The sequence below is a fragment of the Pseudoduganella lurida genome, from assembly GCF_007830455.1.
Lineage (GTDB): Bacteria > Pseudomonadota > Gammaproteobacteria > Burkholderiales > Burkholderiaceae_D > Rugamonas > Rugamonas lurida.
In genome coordinates this window covers 330,879-347,984 of the sequence record NZ_VLLB01000006.1, presented here as the reverse complement: position 1 = coordinate 347,984, position 17,106 = coordinate 330,879, and the positions used below count along the sequence as shown (strand labels likewise).

Here is a 17,106-nt window from a genome sequence, read left to right as displayed (position 1 = left end):
GGGTCGTTCGAGACCAGGACGTTGATAGGTCAGGTGTGGAAGTGCAGTAATGCATTAAGCTAACTGATACTAATTGCCCGTAAGGCTTGTCCCTATAACCTTGACGGTTATAGTCAACAACAAGCATTTACCTGTGTTTGAGATACCCCACTTTACTTCTTCCAGATTCAGCAGTGTCGTTGCCCTATCGGGAACGAGACTGTGTACAAGTCATGCCTGATGACCATAGCAAGTCGGTCCCACCCCTTCCCATCCCGAACAGGACCGTGAAACGACTTTGCGCCGATGATAGTGCTGCAACCAGTGTGAAAGTAGGTTATCGTCAGGCTGTTATATAGAAAAACCCCCATCAGCCTGAACGCGCTCAAGATCGCGTTCAGTGCAGATGGGGGTTTTTTGCATTCTGCGCGGATTATCCAGTCGCTCAATCGGCCATCAGTCCATTGCGCTTTCAGTTAGCAGGAGCGGATAGGGGTCTCGTGCCGTCAGAAGCCCTTTCCAGATCAGGCAAGGCCCCGTTTTACAGGGATGTCTGTAAAACAGGGCCTGTCCCGATTGCTCAGACGCCCCAGACGATATTCTCGCCGCCATCCCGCGCGGCGCGCAGCATTTCCAGCAGCGGGAAGGCACGCTGGGCGAAGCCGACATGGTGTTTCTCGGCCAGTTCCTGCGTTTCACCTTCCGCTGACAGCTCGTGCGCGATGTGCAATTGCGTGGAATGCTCCGTATCGACTTCCGGATGCAGCTTGCTCATCGCGACTTCCTGTTCCAGCAATTCCAGCGCATTGCCGGCTTCGGCGGCAGTAATGACACCGCGGGCGGGGTTCTTGCTCAACACATCCAGGATGCGCTGTGCGTGTTCCTGGTACATGGTGACCTCGGGCGAGGATTTGGATTTGAATGTGACTAACATGGCGCTTCCTGAAAGATTGTTGTTTTTGGTGATTCAACGATATCACGTCTTGAATGCATCCATCGGTTACACGCTTCGCTCTTAATTCACCTTTAACGAACGCAGGAACATGTCCACCTGTTCCGCGTCCACGCCCTGGTCCGGTCCGATGACTACTGCCTGAAAAACGTGTTTTCCGCGCGCGAGGAAGCGGCCGTGCAGCTGCAGCGCTCGTCCGGAAGATGCGCCATGCGCTTCCACATCCATTTCGCCATCGCGTGCCTTTTCCGTGGCGGTGGTGCTGCCGATATTACGCAGCATCGCCGTCTTCATGGCGTCGACAGCGGCCTGGGCCCGTGCCGCGTCTGCCAGCTCCGCACTGCCGACGGCGAACATGGTGCCGTCGATCTCGGCAGCCGCCATCGTCATCCTGACTTGCTGGCCGTCGAGGTCCACCGCGCGCGTCTGCAGCGACGGCTTGGCCGGGAACAGCACGGCATACGGTGCATCGCTGCTGCGATAGTCGCGCCAGTTGAACTTCGGGCTGCAGGCAGACAGGGCAACGGCGGCGGCGAGGATCGGGAGGATGGCTCTCATGGAATGATGGTAGCAGCCCCGCGTGGCCGGCGCCATGGCGGCGCATCCGCCGGCTGCGGCCTTACTGCGGCTGCTGCAACCCGCGGCGGAACTGCACGGCTTCCTGGACATGCCTGGCCAGCACGCCGGCCGAACCGTCCAGGTCGGCGATCGTGCGCGCCACCCGCAACACGCGGTGATACGAGCGCGCCGACCAGTGAAATTTGAGCATCGACTTGTGCAGGATGGTGATGCCGGCCTGCTCCGGCTTGCAGTAGCGGTCGATCTCGCGGGAGGTCAGGTGCCGGTTGGTCTTGCGCTGCCGGGCCAGCTGGCGTTCGAAGGCCGTGGCCACCCGTGCGGCGATCGCCTGCGACGGCTCGCCATCCTCTCCCTTGTGCAGCGTTTCGGTGGGCACGGCGCCGACCTCCATCTGCATGTCGATGCGGTCCAGCAGCGGGCCGGAGATGCGGCCCTGGTAGCGGTTGATGGCCTCGAAGGTGCAGCGGCACTGTTGCGTCGCATGGCCCTGGTAGCCGCAGGGGCAGGGATTCATGGCGGCGATCAGCTGGAAGCTGGCGGGGAACTCCGCCTGGCGGGCGGCACGCGAGATCGTCACGCGGCCCGATTCGAGCGGCTCGCGCAGCACTTCCAGCACGCGCCGGTCGAATTCGGGCAGCTCGTCGAGGAACAGCACGCCCCGGTGCGCCAATGAGATCTCGCCGGGCCGCGGCACGCTGCCGCCCCCCACCAGCGCCACGCCGGACGACGTGTGATGGGGCGACCGAAACGGCCGTTGCCGCCAGTTCGCCGGCGAGAACGCCCCCGTCAGCGACTGCACGGCCGCCGCTTCCAGCGCTTCCTCCTCCGTCATCGGCGGCAACAAGCCGGTGAAGCGCGAGGCCAGCATCGTCTTGCCCGCGCCGGGCGGCCCGATCAGCAAAATGCTGTGGCCTCCGGCCGCCGCCACCTCCAGCGCGCGTTTCGCATGCAGCTGCCCCTTCACTTCCGCGAAGTCCGGGTAGTGGCCGGTGGCCGGCAGGAGCACCGCCTGGTGCCGGGCCAGGCGCGCGCTGTCGTCTGCGGCGCGGAAGTGGTTGCAGACTTCCAGCAGCGTCGCGGCCGGATAGATGGCTGCACCATTGACGAGCGCCGCCTCGTCCGCATTGGCCCGCGGCAGGATGAATGCACCACGGCCGTGCGCCCGTTGCATCGCAAAAGTCATCGCCAGGGCGCCGCGAATGGGGCGCAGCTCGCCCGTCAGCGACAGTTCGCCGGCAAATTCGTAACGGGCCAGGGGGAGGGCGGGAATCTGGCCGGAGGCGGCCAGGATGCCCAGCGCGATCGGCAGGTCGAAGCGGCCGGACTCTTTCGGCAGGTCGGCCGGCGCCAGGCTGACGGTGATGCGGCGGGCCGGCATCTCGAAGCCGGCATTGAGGATGGCGGCGCGCACGCGGTCACGGGATTCCTTCACTTCCGTTTCCGCCAGGCCCACGATGTGGAAGGCCGGCAGGCCGTTGGCGAGGTGGACTTCCACGCCCACCTCCGGCGCTTGCATGCCGCTCAGCGCACGGCTTTTCAGGACTGCCAGGCTCATCAATTCCCCGCTGCGGCTGACGATCCGTCATGCTAGATCGTCGGGGCGGGCGCGGCCTTGCGCCGCCACAGGGCGGAAAAGCGTTTTACAGCGGGGTCTTCTCGGCCGCCAGCTTCGCTTCCACTTCGGCCAGGCGCGTCTCCAGCAGTTCCAGGCGGGCGCGGGTCTTTGCCAGCACCTGGGCCTGGATATCGAACTCTTCCCGAGTGACGAGATCGAGGCGGGCAAAGCCCTGCGTGACCATCGCCTTCACGTTGCGTTCGATGTCCTTGGCGGGGGAATTTTCGATCGCTTGGTTGATCTTGCTCTGCAGGTCGTTGAAAAAATTGTTCATGTCCATCGCTGGCTCCGGTGGTTGGCGGGTTCTGCACTGAAACAGTGCAATGTCGAAGATTATTTGGTGCGAAAGGGGTGGCCGTCTCGGCATCATTGCATGCTTCAGCTAGTAATACTGCAACTTCTTGCTGGCACGCATTCTGCTAATAGAGACGGGAACCGACGTTCAAGCTGAATTCTAAACCCTATAAAAGACACTCAAAAGGAAATCGCCATGAATGACAAGAACAAGCGTTCCACCCTGTCGCTCGCCGTGCTGGCTGCCTGCTGCGCATTCGGTCAGGCGCAGGCGCAGGAGAGCGCTGCGGCACCGGCGGCGAAACCGGACAATGAGATCAGCTTCAACGCGGCCGTTACCAGCGACTACCGTTACCGCGGTATTTCGCAGACACGTCTGAAACCCGCGCTGCAGGGCGGCGCCGACTGGGTCAACAACCCAACGGGTTTCTACGCCGGCACCTGGCTGTCCACGATCAAATGGGTCAAGGATGGCGGGGGCGATGGCAGCGTCGAGTGGGATCTGTATGCCGGCAAGCGCGGCGAGATCGCCGAAGGTGTTTCGTATGACGTGGGCGGCCTGTATTACGCCTATCCGTCGAACTCGCTGCCGAACAGCGCCAACACCTTCGAGCTGTATGGCCAGGTCGGCTTCGGCCCGGCCACGCTGAAATACTCCCACTCGCTGACCGACCTGTTCGGCTTCAACGACAGCAAGAACAGCCAGTACCTGGATGCCTCCGTGAACCAGGAAATCGCCGAAGGCTTCATCCTGAACCTGCACGTGGGCCGCCAGAAAGTGAAGAACAACGATGCCTCCAGCTACACCGACTGGAAAGTAGGCGTCACCAAGGACTTCGGTATCGCGACGCTGTCGCTGGCCTATGTCGATACCAATACCGAAGCGTACTTCGCACCAAACGGCAAGAACCTGGGCAAATCGGGCGCCGTATTCACCGTCTCCAAAACTTTCTGAAACAAAAAGAGGCCTGCCATGAAATTGATTACCGCCATCATCAAGCCGTTCAAGCTGGACGAGGTGCGTGAAGCCCTCTCCGCGATCAACGTGCAAGGGATCACCGTCACCGAAGTCAAGGGCTTCGGCCGCCAGAAGGGCCACACGGAGCTGTACCGCGGCGCCGAATACGTGGTCGATTTCCTGCCGAAGACCAAGATCGAAGCAGCGGTCGACGACGCGGTCGTCGAGCAGGCCATCGAAGCCATCGAAACGGCAGCCCGCACCGGCAAGATCGGCGATGGCAAGATTTTTGTTTATAACCTGGAACAGGTGATCCGTATCCGGACCGGTGAAACCGGCAACGATGCTCTTTAATTGGGGAACTCGATGAAAAAAACGATAACGAAATGGCTGGCTGGGGCAGCCATGCTGATGGCCTTCACCGCAATGCCGGGCTGGGCGCAGGATGCCAAGCCGGCCGATCCGGCTGCCGCGACCGCCACCGCGCCAGCGGCTGACGCTGCTGCACCCGCTGCGGCGCCTGTCGCCGCCGCCCCCGCCGCTGCCGAAGCCGCGCCTGCCGCCGCCGCACCGGCCGCACCAACGCCACAGAAGGGCGATACCGCCTGGATGTTCACGGCCACGCTGCTGGTCATCATGATGTCGATCCCCGGCCTGGCCCTGTTCTACGGCGGCCTGGTGCGCTCGAAGAACATGCTGTCGATCCTGATGCAGGTATTCGCCGTGTTCTCTCTGATCATCGTGCTGTGGTGCGTGTACGGCTACTCGATCGCTTTCACCGAAGGCAATGCGTTCTTCGGCGGATTCGGCCGGGCGCTGCTGAACGGCATCTATGATCCGGTGGCCGGCACGTTCGCCTATGGCGCCACGTTCACCAAGGGCGTCGTGATCCCCGAATTCATCTTCGTGGCGTTCCAGGGCACCTTCGCGGCGATTACCTGCGGCCTGATCGTGGGCGCTTTTGCCGAGCGCGCGAAATTCGCCGCCGTGCTGGCCTTCGTGGTGCTGTGGTTCACGTTCGCCTACCTGCCGATGGCGCACATGGTCTGGTTCTGGACCGGTCCCGATGCGATCACCGATGCCGCTTCCGTGGCAACGCAGGGTGCCAAGGCCGGCTGGCTGTTCCAGCACGGCGCGCTGGACTTCGCCGGCGGCACCGTGGTGCACATCAACGCCGCCGTTGCCGGCCTGGTGGGTGCCTACATGATGGGCAAGCGCGTGGGCTATGGCCGCGAATCGATGGCACCGCACTCGCTGGTGATGACGATGATCGGCGCCTCGCTGCTGTGGGTGGGCTGGTTCGGTTTTAATGCCGGTTCCGCACTGGAAGCGGGCGACGTTGCCGCGCTGGCGTTCCTGAACACGCTGCTGGCCACCGCCGGTGCCGCCGTGTCCTGGCTGTTCGCCGAATGGATCATCAAGGGCAAGCCTTCGATGCTCGGGATCGTGTCCGGTGCTGTCGCCGGCCTGGTGGCCATCACCCCGGCCGCCGGCTTCGTCGGCCCGATGGGCGGCCTCGTCATCGGCCTGCTGGCCGGCGTGGTCTGCCTGTGGGGCGTGAATGGCCTGAAGCGCCTGCTCGGCGCCGACGACTCGCTGGACGTGTTCGGCGTGCACGGCGTGGGCGGTATCCTGGGCGCGATCCTGACCGGCGTGTTCGCATCGCCGTCGCTGGGTGGCCAGGGCGTGTGGGATTATGTCGCCAACAAGGGCTCGGCTGATTATTCGATCGGCAGCCAGGTGGTCACCCAGGCGCTCGGCGTGGGCGTGACGATCGTCTGGTCGGGTGTCGTGGCCTTCATCGCCTACAAGCTGGTGGACATCGTGATCGGCCTGCGCGTGCCGGAAGAGCAGGAGCGCGAAGGCCTGGACGTGACGAGCCACGGCGAATCGGCTTACCACGCTTAAGCAGTACTTGCGTCACCAAAAGCGCCCTGCGGGGCGCTTTTTTGCTTGATGAACCTTTAAAATGTTGCGTTTGCCCCGATTTGGTGAATTCGCATCACGCCTGCGCAGGCGCCGCCCGCATTTCGTTTAAAGGAAGTAAGCATGGTTCCCCACCTCGTGACGGCCCAGACCGGACCGCTGCTCGATCTCGAAGAAAAAATCCTGGCCGCCACGCCCGCCATCGAGCGCTGGTTCCGCCTCGAGTGGCAGGAACACACGCCGCCGTTCTACTGCTCCGTCGATCTGCGCAACGCGGGCTACAAGCTGGCGCCGGTGGACACCAACCTGTTCCCGGGCGGCTTCCATTACCTGGCCAGCGAAATGCTGCCGCTGTCCGTGCAGGCCGCCATGGCCGCGATCGACAAGTACTGCCCGGATGCGCGCAACCTGGTGCTGATCCCGGAAACGCATCAGCGCCATCCCACCTACCTGGAAAACGTGGCGCGGCTGGCGCAGATCTTCCGTCAGACGGGCCTGCACGTGCGCCTCGGCACCCTCGACCCGACCATCACGCAGCCGACGCCGCTGGCTCTGCCGGACGGCAATATGCTGGTCGTCGAGCCGCTGGAGCGCTCCGCCAACGGCCGCCGCCTGGGCCTGAAGGATTTCGATCCCTGCACGATCCTGCTGAACAACGACCTGTCGAACGGCATGCCGGACATCCTGCAGAACATCCACGAGCAGAGCCTGCTGCCGCCGCTGCATGCCGGCTGGGCGCTGCGCCGCAAGCACAACCACTTCACCGCGTATGACGAGGTGGCGAAGAAATTCGGCAAGCTGATCGGCGTCGATCCGTGGATGGTCAACCCGTTCCACGCGAAAGCGGCCGACATCGACCTGCAAAGCGGCGAAGGGCAGGACGTTTTGGCTGGCAACGTGGATGCCGTGCTGGCCAAGATCCGCAAGAAATACAAGGAATACGGCATCAAGGAAAAACCGTTCGTCATCATCAAGCCGGATGCGGGCACCTATGGCAAGGGCATCATCACCATCCGCGATGCGGCCGAGCTGAAGGACCTGTCGCCGGCCCAGCGCGAACGGATGGCGGTGGTGAAGGACGGCCAGGTGGTCAGCGACCTGAACATCCAGGAAGGCGTGCCCACGTTCGAGAGCATCAAGGATGCGGTGGCCGAGCCCGTCGTGTACATGATCGACCGCTACGTGGTGGGCGGCTTCTACCGCGTGCATGCGGAGCGGGGCGTGGACCAGAACCTGAACGCGCCCGGCTCGGAGTTCGTGCCCCTGGCGTTCGCCCAGCAGCATGCCGTGCCGGACCTGAAGGCCAAGCCGGGCACGGCCGCACCGAACCGCTTCTATGTGTATGGCGTGGTGGCCCGCCTGGCGCTGCTGGCCGCGTCGCTGGAGATGGAACGCACCGATCCGGATCCGGAAGTCTACTGAGCGAAAGCGGGCGCGGCCGATGCCGAAAGGGAAACTCGGCTAGAATCAGCCCTTGTTTCAGCTCTCATTCAGCCATTACCCCGATCGGATGTGCCCATGAAAATCGCTTTCCTCGCCGACCCGCTGTCGTCCTTCAAGATCTACAAGGACTCCACCTACGCCATGATGGCCGAGGCCGCCAAACGGGGCCACGAGGTGTATGCCTTCCAGCAGCGCCACATGGCGCTGGAAAACGGCATCGTCAGCGCCCAGATGCAGCGCATCACGCTCACCGGCGGCGGCCAGGAAGACTGGTACGAAGCGGCCGATGCCGAAGACGTGCCGCTGTCCACCTTCGACATCATCCTGGAGCGCAAGGACCCGCCGTTCGACATGGAATACGTGTACGGTACCTACCTGCTGCAGCTGGCCGAAAAGGCCGGCGTGAAGGTCTTCAACAGTCCGCAGGCGATCCGCGACCACAACGAAAAGCTGTCGATCGCGCAGTTTTCGCAGTTCACCTCGCCCACCATCGTCACCTCCGACGAAGCGCGCCTGCGCGCCTTCCATGCCAAGCACACGGACGTCATCTTCAAGCCGCTGGACGGCATGGGCGGCACCGGCATCTTCCGCGTCAAGGCCGATGCGCTGAACCTGGGCGCCATCATCGAAACGCTGTCGCTCAATGGCAAGCAGACGATCATGGCGCAGAAGTACATCCCCGAGATCGTCAAGGGCGACAAGCGCATCCTCGTCATCGACGGCAAGCCGGTGCCGTTCTCGCTGGCCCGCATTCCGCAGGGGACCGAAGTACGCGGCAACCTGGCGGCCGGTGGCGTGGGCGTGGCCCAGCCCCTCACGGCGCGGGACCGCGAAATCGCCGAGGCGATCGGTCCGGTATTGGCCGCACGTGGCTTATTGCTGGTAGGATTGGATGTGATCGGTGATTACCTCACCGAGGTGAACGTCACGAGCCCTACCTGCTTCCAGGAGATCACGCAGCAGGCCGGCTTCGACGTTGCCGCCATGTTCGTCGATGCGCTGGAAGCGCGCGCGGCGGCGGCACATTGAAGACGCAGCAAGGAATCTAATGGTCGGTATTCTGCTCATGACGCACGCCCCGCTGGGGGAGGCCTTCCTGGCGGCCGTGGCCCACGTCTTTCGCGGCAAGGTGGAACATCTGGAAGCGATCGACGTGGTGGCAGACCAGGACCTGGCCGATGTGCAGGCGCTGGCCTCGGCGGCCATCAAGCGGCTCGACGACGGCGCCGGCGTGCTGGTGATCACGGACGTGAAGGGCGGCACGCCGGCCAACTGCTGCAACCGGCTGGCCGACGCGGGCCACGTGGAAGTCATCGCCGGCATCAGCCTGCCGATGCTGCTGCGCGCGATCACCTACCGCACCGATACGCTCGATGTGGTGGTGGAGATGGCGCTGGCCGGCGCGCAGAGTGGCGCGGTGCGGGTGGACAACCGCAAGCGGGTGAACTAGTCCGATTGGGAACGCCGGTGCCGAAAAGCCCGGGCCGGCGTGTTGGCAGACGTCTCTACAATAGTCAAAACATGATTCAGCAAGAACTCGAGATTATCAACAAACTGGGTCTGCATGCGCGCGCCTCCGCCAAGTTCACCCAGCTGGCCGCCAAGTACCGGAGCGACGTCTGGCTGTCCCGCAATGGCCGCCGCATCAATGCGAAATCCATCATGGGCGTGATGATGCTGGCCGCCGGCAAGGGCGCCAGGGTCACGCTGGAAGCGGATGGCGCGGACGAACAGGAGTGCATCACGGCGCTGGCCGGCCTGGTCAACGACAAGTTCGGCGAAGGCGAGTAAATGCCGTTTGACCGAGGAGCTCCGATGTCATCGTTCACCCTCCACGGCATTCCCGTCTCGCGCGGCATCGCCATCGGCCGCGCCCACCTGCTGGCGCCCGCCGCGCTGGACGTCAAGCATTACCTGGTCCCCGAAGAACACGTGGAAGCCGAAGTGGTGCGCCTGCAGTCGGCGCTGGCCACCGTGCACCGCGAGCTGCAGACGCTGTGGAACGAGCTGCCCAAGGATGCGCCCACCGAGCTCGGTGCGTTCATCGACGTCCATGCACTGATCCTCTCCGACCCCATGATCTCCGAGGCGCCGCTGGACATCATCCGCAGCCGCCACTACAACGCCGAATGGGCCCTCGTCACGCAGATCGAGGAGCTGTCGGCGCAGTTCGACGAGATCGAGGATGCCTATCTGCGCGAACGCAAGGCCGATATCCAGCAGGTGGCCGAACGCGTGCTGAAGGTGCTGCTGGGGACCGAGTCGCTCGGCCTGCCGAACCGCGTGGAACCGGACGACGACGAATTCGCCGCGCAGATGGTGGTCGTGGCGCACGACATCTCGCCGGCCGACATGCTCAAGTTCCGCGACCGCTCCTTCATCGGTTTCGTCACCGACGTGGGCGGCCAGAACTCGCACACGGCCATCGTCGCGCGCAGCCTGGACATTCCGGCCACAGTGGGCGTGTCGCAGGCCTCGAACCTGATCGAGCAGGACGACTGGGTGATCATCGACGGCGAAGCGGGTGTCGTCATCGTCAGCCCCAGCGCGCTGGTGCTGCAGCAGTACCGCGACCGCCAGGCCGCCGCGCAGCGCGCCCGCAAGAAGCTGGGCAAGCTGAAGAAAACCCCGGCCGTGACGAAGGACGGCACCGTCATCACGCTGCTGGCCAATATCGAGCTGCCGGACGATTGCGGTCCCGCGCTGGAGGCGGGCGCCAACGGCGTGGGCCTGTTCCGCTCCGAATTCCTGTTCATGGGCCGGGCCGGCGACATGCCGTCCGAGGACGAGCAGTTCGAACAGTACCGGCGCGCCGTGGTGGCGATGAAGGGCCGCCCGGTCACGATCCGCACGCTGGACATCGGCGCCGACAAGCCGCTCGATCCCACCGAGCACACGGCCCTCAATCCCGCGCTGGGCCTGCGCGCGATCCGCTACTGCCTGTCCGAGCCGCAGATCTTCCTGGCGCAGCTGCGCGCCATCCTGCGTGCCTCCGCGTTCGGCAAGCTGCGCATCCTGATCCCGATGCTGGCCCATGCCCACGAGATCGACCAGTCGCTGGCGATGATCGAGCTGGCCAAGTCCGAACTGCGCGAGGCGAACCTGAAGTTCGACCCTAACGTGGAAGTGGGCGCGATGATCGAGATCCCGGCTGCCGCGCTGGCGCTGCCGATGTTCGTCCGGAAGATGCATTTCCTCTCGATCGGCACGAATGACCTGATCCAGTACACGCTGGCCATCGACCGGGTTGATTATGAGGTGGCACACCTTTACAATCCCCTCCATCCCGCCGTACTGCAACTGATTTCGATGACCATAGCCGCCGGCCACAAGGCCGGTATCGACGTTGCCGTGTGCGGCGAGATGGCCGGCGACGTGAAGCTCACCCGCCTGCTGCTCGGCATGGGCCTGCGCGAATTCTCGATGCATCCGGCCCAGCTGCTGTCGGTGAAACAGGAAATCCTGAACAGCGACATGGCAGTAATCGGGCCGCACACGCGCAAGATACTTCGTTCGATGGACCCGGACGGCATCGCGGATGCCGTCCTCGCCCTGCAGACGATGTAGGCAACGGCGATGTACATTGCGGCGCCCCCATTCGGGCGCCGCCACCTCACGGCCCGCGGGGCCGCCAGCAGAACAGAACACATGTCCTCGATAGGAACCGTCTCCCCGCAAACCATGACGTTTGCGGAACCCCTGCCGCTGCAAAGCGGCGCGTCGCTGCGCGACTACACGCTGATGTATGAAACCTACGGCACCCTCAACGCCGACCACTCCAATGCGGTGCTGATCTGCCACGCGCTGAACGCGTCGCACCACGTGGCCGGCTGGTATGCCGACGATCCGAAGAACGTGGGGTGGTGGGACAATATGGTCGGTCCCGGCAAGCCGGTCGACACGGACCGCTTCTTCGTCATCGGCATCAACAACCTGGGCTCCTGCTTCGGCTCCACGGGCCCGATGCATGCCAATCCTGCCACCGGCAAGCCATATGGCGCCGCCTTTCCGGTGGTGACGGTGGAAGACTGGGTGGCCGCGCAGGCGCTGCTGGCGGACCGTCTCGGCATCGCGCAGTTCGCCGCCGTGATGGGCGGCTCGCTGGGCGGCATGCAGGCGCTCGCCTGGAGCATCATGTACCCCGACCGGCTGCGCCATTGCGTGGTCATCGCCTCGACGCCGAAGCTCTCGGCGCAGAACATCGCCTTCAACGACGTGGCGCGCCAGGCGATCCTGTCCGACCCCGACTATCGGGGCGGCGACTTCTATGCGCACGGCGTGGTGCCGAAGAACGGCCTGAAGGTGGCACGCATGGTGGGCCACATCACCTACCTGTCGGACGACGACATGGCGGAAAAATTCGGCCGCAAGCTCAGGGACATTACCGAAACCGGCAGCTACAAGTTCGGCTTCGGCATCGACTTCGAGATCGAATCGTACCTGCGCTACCAGGGCGACAAGTTCTCCGAGTACTTCGATGCGAACACCTATCTCCTGATCACGAAGGCGCTCGATTACTTCGATCCGGCGCGGGCGTACGACGGCGACCTGGCGCGCACGCTGGCGCACACGAAGGCCAAGTTCTTCCTCGCCTCGTTCACCACCGACTGGCGCTTCTCGCCGGAGCGTTCGCGCGAGATCGTGCAGGCGCTGCTGGCCAACCGCCGCGAGGTGACCTATGCCGAGATCGATGCGCCGCACGGCCACGATGCCTTCCTGCTGGAAGATCCGCGCTACATGAACATGGTGCGCGCCTACTTCGACCAGATCGGCCAGGAGACCGAACTGACCACGGCAAGGAGCGCGGCATGACCTTCGACGACCTGAAGACCGCGCGGCCCGACCTGGCCTTCATCGCGCACTGGGTGCAGCCCGGCACGCACGTGCTGGACGTGGGCTGCGGGGATGGCGTGATGATGGACTACCTCCAGTCCGACAAGGGCTGCAGCGGCTACGGCCTGGAACTCGATGACGGCCGCGTGCTGGCCAGCACCCAGCGTGGCGTGCGCGTCATCCAGCAGGATTTCGAGAACGGCCTGGGCATCTTCGGCGACAACTCGTTCGACACGGTGCTGTGCCTGTCGTCGCTGCAGATGATGCAGCATGTCGAGGCGCTGCTGCGCGACATCGTCCGCGTCGGCAAGGAGGCCATCGTGTCGTTCCCGAACTTCGCCTACTGGCCGCACCGGGTGGCGCTGCTGAAGGGCCGCATGCCCGTCTCGAAGACGCTGCCCTACCAGTGGTACGACACGCCGAACGTGCGCTGCGCCACGATCGAGGATTTCCTCGAACTGGCCGAGGAAGTGGGCCTGGACGTGCTGGAATGCGTGGCGCTGGCCGAAGGGCGCATCGTCGGCTTCCTGCCCAACCTGCGCGGCGAACTGGCCGTGTTCAGGCTGCGGAAAAAGAATGGCCGTTGAGCGCGGGTGAAGAACGCTCGCTGGCAGGTGGGGGGCGCGGCCGTGCTATCGTGTGGCGGCCGGCGCCCGAATTTGCCAGAATGATATGTATCGACCGATACGATCCTGAGCACGCCATCATCATGAAACGCTTCCGACACTCCATCGCCTTCCTCGTCCTCGCCGCCAGCATGGGCACCGTGCCGGCGCAGCAGCCGGCCCAGCATGCCCAGGCGGACGGCATTCCCGTCACGCGCCTGTCGCGGCTGCGCGTGCTGTCCGACGAGGACGCCGTCAACCAGCAATCGAAACTGCAGTACAACCAGCTGCTGCAGGAAGCCAACCAGAAGAACGCGCTGTTCCCGGCCGACCATCCGCAGGTGCAGCGGCTGCGCGCCATCGCCAAGCGCATCATTCCGCACGTGGGCCGCTGGAATCCGGAAGCGGCCAGCTGGAACTGGGAAGTCAACCTGCTCAATTCGGGCCAGGTGAACGCATTCTGCATGCCGGGCGGGCGCATCGCCTTCTTTGCCGGCATCCTGCAGAAGCTGAACATGACGGACGACGAAGTGGCGATGGTGATGGGCCACGAGATCGCCCACGCGCTGCGCGAACATGCCCGCAAGCGGCAGGGCGAATCGCAGCTGGCGGCCATCGCCGGCAAGCTCGGTGGCGTGGCGGCATCGGCCATCTTCGGCATCGATCCGCAACTGACCGATTTCGGCGGCCGCATGGCGGCCCAGGCGGCCGTGCTGAAATTCTCGCGCGGCGAAGAAACCGAGGCCGACCTGGTGGGCCTGGACCTGGCCGCCCGCGCGGGCTTCGATCCCCGTGCAGGCATCGCGCTGTGGCAGAAGATGGGCGCCGTGAATGCGCGCGCGCCGATCGAATTCCTGTCCACCCACCCGAGCGGCGACACGCGCATCGCCGAGATGAACAAGAGCATGCCGCTGGTGCTGCCGGTCTACGCGCGCACCCGCAATACCACGGTGGCGAAGCTGCCGCCGTACCGTACCACGCCGCTGCCGAAGGCCTGATGTCGTCGACGGTCAAGGTCCATGGCAAGGCGCCGCTGCCGATGCGCGACGGCGTCACGCCCAGCTACCTGTGGCTGCCGGAAGGCGACTGGCCCGACCTGCTGGCCTTCATGGTGGCGAACTACCCGGCCGTTACCGAGGCGCAGTGGCGCGAGCGGATGGCGCGCGGCGACGTGGTCGATGCGCAGGGCACGCCGCTGCGGCCCGATTCGCCGTACAAGCGCCAGCTGCGCATCTTCTACTACCGCGAGCTGGACTACGAGGCGCCGATCCCGTTTGCCGAGGAAATCCTGTACCAGGACGAGCACATCGTCGTGGCCGACAAGCCGCACTTCCTGCCGACGATTCCGACTGGGCGTTTTTTAAAAGAGACGCTGCTGGTGCGCCTGCGCGCGAAGCTGGGCATCGAGGACCTGGTGCCGATCCACCGGCTGGACCGCGAGACGGCCGGCATCGTGGTGTTCTCGTCGAATCTCGACAGCCGCGGCGCGTACCAGTCGCTGTTCCAGAAGCGTCTCGTGCAGAAGGAATACGAGGCGCTGGCCGGCCCGCTGCCGGGCCGCACCTTCCCCTTCAGCTACAAAAGCCGCATGGTCCAGGGCGACAAGTTCTTCACCATGAAGGAGGAGGAGGGCGAGCCGAACTCGGAGACGATGCTCGACGTGATCGAACAACGTGGCGAACACGTGCTGTACCGCCTGTGGCCGCACACGGGCCGCCAGCACCAGCTGCGCGTGCACCTGGCCGCGCTCGGCATCCCGATCGTCAACGACGCGTTTTACCCTGTCGCGCTGCCCTGCAAGCAGGACGATGTGTCGTCCCCGCTGAAACTGCTGGCCCGCTCGCTGGGCTTTCCCGATCCGCTGACCGGCGAGTGGCGGCAGTTCGAGAGCCGCCGCAGCCTGTAATCGCGTGTCCTGGTGCCAGGCACCGGGACACAAGCTCGGCAATGTCTCGGTGCCAGGCACCAGGACACGAACCGAGCAGTAAAAATCAGCGCACGTAGTCGATGATCAGCGGCGCGTGGTCGGAGAACTTCACGTCCTTGTAGACCGAGACGGTCTGCGCGCACTTGGCGATGCCGGGCGTGGCGACGTGGTAGTCGATGCGCCAGCCCACGTTCTTCGCATAGGCCTGGCCGCGGTTGCTCCACCACGTGTACTGCTCGGGGCGCGGGTCGAGGCCGCGGTGCACGTCCACGTAGCCGCATTCGTCGAAGATGCGCGTCAGCCATTCGCGTTCTTCCGGCAGGAAGCCGGAGTTCTTCTTGTTGCCCTTCCAGTTCTTCAGGTCGATCTCCTTATGCGCGATGTTCCAGTCGCCGCAGATGACCACCTCGCGCCCCTCGGCGAACAGCTCCACCAGGTGCGGCAGGAACAGCTCCATGAAGCGGAACTTGGCCAGCTGGCGCTCCGGCGACGACGAGCCGGAAGGACAGTACACGGAGATGATCGTCAGGTCGCCGAAATCGCAGCGCACATAGCGGCCTTCGGCATCGAATTCGGGGCTGCCGAAGCCGATCTTCACGGCGTCGGGCTCGATGCGGCTGTACACGCCCGTGCCCGAATAGCCCTTCTTCTCGGCGTAGTGGAAGTGGCCGTGGTAGCCGTGCGGGCGGAGGAACTCCTCCGTCATATCGCTGGCCTGGCACTTCAGCTCCTGCACGCAGATGAAATCGGCGGACTGCTCGCCCATCCAGGTGAAGAAGCCCTTTTTCGACGCGGAGCGGATGCCATTCAGGTTGGCGGAGATGATCTTGGTCATGGATTAAAATACGGGCACTTTTGATGGAAGGATAGTGCACATGAGTAATTTGAGGCAGCAGTTTATCGCGTTTTCCGTGTCCGCGGGCGTGCTGAAATTCGGCGAGTTTACGACCAAGGCAGGGCGCCAGTCGCCGTACTTCTTCAATGCGGGCCTGTTCCACGACGGCGCCACGCTGGCCAGGCTGGCGGACTTCTACGCGCAGACGCTGCTCGACTCCGGCGTGCAGTTCGACATGCTGTTCGGCCCCGCGTACAAGGGCATCACGCTGGCCGCCGCCACGTCGATGGCGCTGGCCGGGAAGGGCCGCAACACGTCGTTCGCCTTCAACCGCAAGGAAGCCAAGGACCACGGCGAAGGCGGCACGCTGGTCGGCGCGAAGCTGCAGGGCCGGGTCGTGATCATCGACGACGTGATCTCGGCCGGCACCTCGGTGCGCGAGTCCGTCGAGATGATCCGCAGTGCCGGCGCCGAACCGTGCGCCGTGCTGATCGCGGTCGACCGCATGGAGCGGGGCGGCAAGGACGGCCAGCTGTCGGCCCTGTCGGCGGTGCAGGAAGTGAGCCAGAACTACGGCATCCCCGTCATCTCGATCGGCAACCTGGACGACCTGCTGGGCTACCTGGCCGCGGACCCCGCGCTGGCGCAGTCGCGCGAGGCGGTGGCCGCGTACCGCGACCGCTACGGGGTGGCCGGGCCATCGCCGCAAAAGTAATCCGCATAAAAATCATGCTTTAATAGCGGCAACAATTATTACGGAGGAGCCGCCATGCATACCGCATCCCTGAAAGTCTACGGCGACGAGGCCGCCGTTGCCGACGCCCGCGACGGCCTGCCCAGCGAACCGGAAACCACCTGGCGCAAGGGCGACCCGCGGCCGGATGGCCGCACCCGCATCGATGCCGGCTTCTACGTGAGCCTGGGCGAGGACGAAGATCCCGCCGCGCTGCTGCGCCAGCTGCGTGCCTGGCTGCACGAATGCGAGGCGCGCGGCATCACGTTCGACGTGCCGCCGCTGGCGGCCGAGCTGCGCATCGCGATCAGCGACGTCAGCCCCGGCATCGCGCTGGACCTCTCCATCGCCGACCTGACCCTGCTGGTCAACATGGGCATCACGCTCAGCATCACCGGCTGATACGGCCCGCGCCCCCGCGCGCGTG

General features: G+C 64.5%; 19 protein-coding genes and 2 rRNA genes. 16 read left to right on the top strand and 5 right to left on the bottom strand.

Features of this window, described 5'->3' with window-relative positions; genetic code table 11:
* Together IP91_RS18550 and rrf are read left to right on the top strand one after the other, a co-directional pair.
* Positions 1 to 94, top strand: a 23S ribosomal RNA gene (locus tag IP91_RS18550); the annotation flags it as partial.
* Positions 95 to 215: 121 nt separating this feature from the next.
* Positions 216 to 328, top strand: a 5S ribosomal RNA gene (gene rrf / locus IP91_RS18545).
* A gap of 231 nt (positions 329 to 559) precedes the next feature.
* Here rrf and IP91_RS18540 read toward each other — a convergent pair.
* The 4 genes from IP91_RS18540 to IP91_RS18525 form a co-directional block, all read right to left on the bottom strand.
* Positions 560 to 913: a DUF1840 domain-containing protein gene (locus IP91_RS18540; protein WP_145650573.1), complete on the bottom strand. Its 354-nt coding sequence runs from the start codon at positions 911 to 913 to the stop codon at positions 560 to 562.
* A gap of 81 nt (positions 914 to 994) precedes the next feature.
* On the bottom strand, positions 995 to 1,525 hold the full coding sequence (locus IP91_RS18535) for a hypothetical protein (RefSeq protein ID WP_229474610.1): 531 nt from the start codon (positions 1,523 to 1,525) through the stop codon (positions 995 to 997).
* Between the two features lie 25 nt (positions 1,526 to 1,550).
* Complete coding sequence (locus tag IP91_RS18530) at positions 1,551 to 3,065, bottom strand: YifB family Mg chelatase-like AAA ATPase (RefSeq protein ID WP_145650572.1); 1,515 nt, start codon at positions 3,063 to 3,065, stop codon at positions 1,551 to 1,553.
* Between the two features lie 85 nt (positions 3,066 to 3,150).
* Complete coding sequence (locus IP91_RS18525; protein WP_145650571.1) at positions 3,151 to 3,405, bottom strand: accessory factor UbiK family protein; 255 nt, start codon at positions 3,403 to 3,405, stop codon at positions 3,151 to 3,153.
* A gap of 210 nt (positions 3,406 to 3,615) precedes the next feature.
* Here IP91_RS18525 and IP91_RS18520 point away from each other — a divergent pair, with 210 nt between their 5' ends.
* The 12 genes from IP91_RS18520 (at position 3,616) to IP91_RS18465 (ending at position 15,090) form a co-directional block, all read left to right on the top strand.
* Positions 3,616 to 4,374, top strand: a complete 759-nt coding sequence (locus IP91_RS18520) for a TorF family putative porin (protein WP_145650570.1) — start codon at positions 3,616 to 3,618, stop codon at positions 4,372 to 4,374.
* Positions 4,375 to 4,392: 18 nt separating this feature from the next.
* Positions 4,393 to 4,731: a P-II family nitrogen regulator gene (locus tag IP91_RS18515; protein WP_145650569.1), complete on the top strand. Its 339-nt coding sequence runs from the start codon at positions 4,393 to 4,395 to the stop codon at positions 4,729 to 4,731.
* Between the two features lie 12 nt (positions 4,732 to 4,743).
* Positions 4,744 to 6,285: an ammonium transporter gene (locus tag IP91_RS18510; RefSeq protein WP_145650568.1), complete on the top strand. Its 1,542-nt coding sequence runs from the start codon at positions 4,744 to 4,746 to the stop codon at positions 6,283 to 6,285.
* Positions 6,286 to 6,426: 141 nt separating this feature from the next.
* Positions 6,427 to 7,725: a glutamate--cysteine ligase gene (gene gshA, locus IP91_RS18505; protein WP_145650567.1), complete on the top strand. Its 1,299-nt coding sequence runs from the start codon at positions 6,427 to 6,429 to the stop codon at positions 7,723 to 7,725.
* Between the two features lie 96 nt (positions 7,726 to 7,821).
* Entirely contained in the window at positions 7,822 to 8,775 is a 954-nt protein-coding gene (gene gshB / locus IP91_RS18500; protein ID WP_145650566.1) for a glutathione synthase, read from the top strand.
* A gap of 19 nt (positions 8,776 to 8,794) precedes the next feature.
* Positions 8,795 to 9,196, top strand: a complete 402-nt coding sequence (locus tag IP91_RS18495; protein ID WP_145650565.1) for a PTS sugar transporter subunit IIA — start codon at positions 8,795 to 8,797, stop codon at positions 9,194 to 9,196.
* Between the two features lie 71 nt (positions 9,197 to 9,267).
* Positions 9,268 to 9,537 (top strand): HPr family phosphocarrier protein, encoded by a 270-nt coding sequence (locus IP91_RS18490; protein WP_145650564.1) that lies wholly within the window; start codon positions 9,268 to 9,270, stop codon positions 9,535 to 9,537.
* 24 nt (positions 9,538 to 9,561) lie between these two features.
* Positions 9,562 to 11,313 (top strand): phosphoenolpyruvate--protein phosphotransferase, encoded by a 1,752-nt coding sequence (gene ptsP, locus IP91_RS18485; protein WP_145650563.1) that lies wholly within the window; start codon positions 9,562 to 9,564, stop codon positions 11,311 to 11,313.
* Positions 11,314 to 11,394: 81 nt separating this feature from the next.
* On the top strand, positions 11,395 to 12,558 hold the full coding sequence (metX, locus tag IP91_RS18480; RefSeq protein ID WP_199754641.1) for a homoserine O-succinyltransferase MetX: 1,164 nt from the start codon (positions 11,395 to 11,397) through the stop codon (positions 12,556 to 12,558).
* On the top strand, positions 12,555 to 13,166 hold the full coding sequence (gene metW, locus IP91_RS18475) for a methionine biosynthesis protein MetW (RefSeq protein ID WP_145650561.1): 612 nt from the start codon (positions 12,555 to 12,557) through the stop codon (positions 13,164 to 13,166). Before metX ends, metW begins: the two co-directional genes overlap by 4 nt.
* 122 nt (positions 13,167 to 13,288) lie before the next feature.
* On the top strand, positions 13,289 to 14,182 hold the full coding sequence (locus IP91_RS18470) for a M48 family metallopeptidase (RefSeq protein WP_145650560.1): 894 nt from the start codon (positions 13,289 to 13,291) through the stop codon (positions 14,180 to 14,182).
* Positions 14,182 to 15,090 carry a pseudouridine synthase gene (locus IP91_RS18465; protein WP_229474608.1) on the top strand — a complete coding sequence of 303 codons (909 nt, stop codon included), beginning with the start codon at positions 14,182 to 14,184 and terminating at the stop codon, positions 15,088 to 15,090. The genes IP91_RS18470 and IP91_RS18465 overlap by 1 nt, the downstream gene beginning before the upstream one ends.
* Before the next feature lie 85 nt (positions 15,091 to 15,175).
* Here IP91_RS18465 and IP91_RS18460 read toward each other — a convergent pair whose 3' ends face one another.
* Complete coding sequence (locus IP91_RS18460) at positions 15,176 to 15,946, bottom strand: exodeoxyribonuclease III (RefSeq protein ID WP_145650559.1); 771 nt, start codon at positions 15,944 to 15,946, stop codon at positions 15,176 to 15,178.
* Between the two features lie 40 nt (positions 15,947 to 15,986).
* Here IP91_RS18460 and pyrE point away from each other — a divergent pair, with 40 nt between their 5' ends.
* Both pyrE and IP91_RS18450 read left to right on the top strand, forming a co-directional pair.
* Positions 15,987 to 16,661, top strand: a complete 675-nt coding sequence (gene pyrE, locus IP91_RS18455; RefSeq protein WP_145650558.1) for an orotate phosphoribosyltransferase — start codon at positions 15,987 to 15,989, stop codon at positions 16,659 to 16,661.
* Between the two features lie 54 nt (positions 16,662 to 16,715).
* Positions 16,716 to 17,081 (top strand): hypothetical protein, encoded by a 366-nt coding sequence (locus IP91_RS18450; protein ID WP_145650557.1) that lies wholly within the window; start codon positions 16,716 to 16,718, stop codon positions 17,079 to 17,081.
* The last annotated feature ends 25 nt before the right edge of the window (positions 17,082 to 17,106 follow it).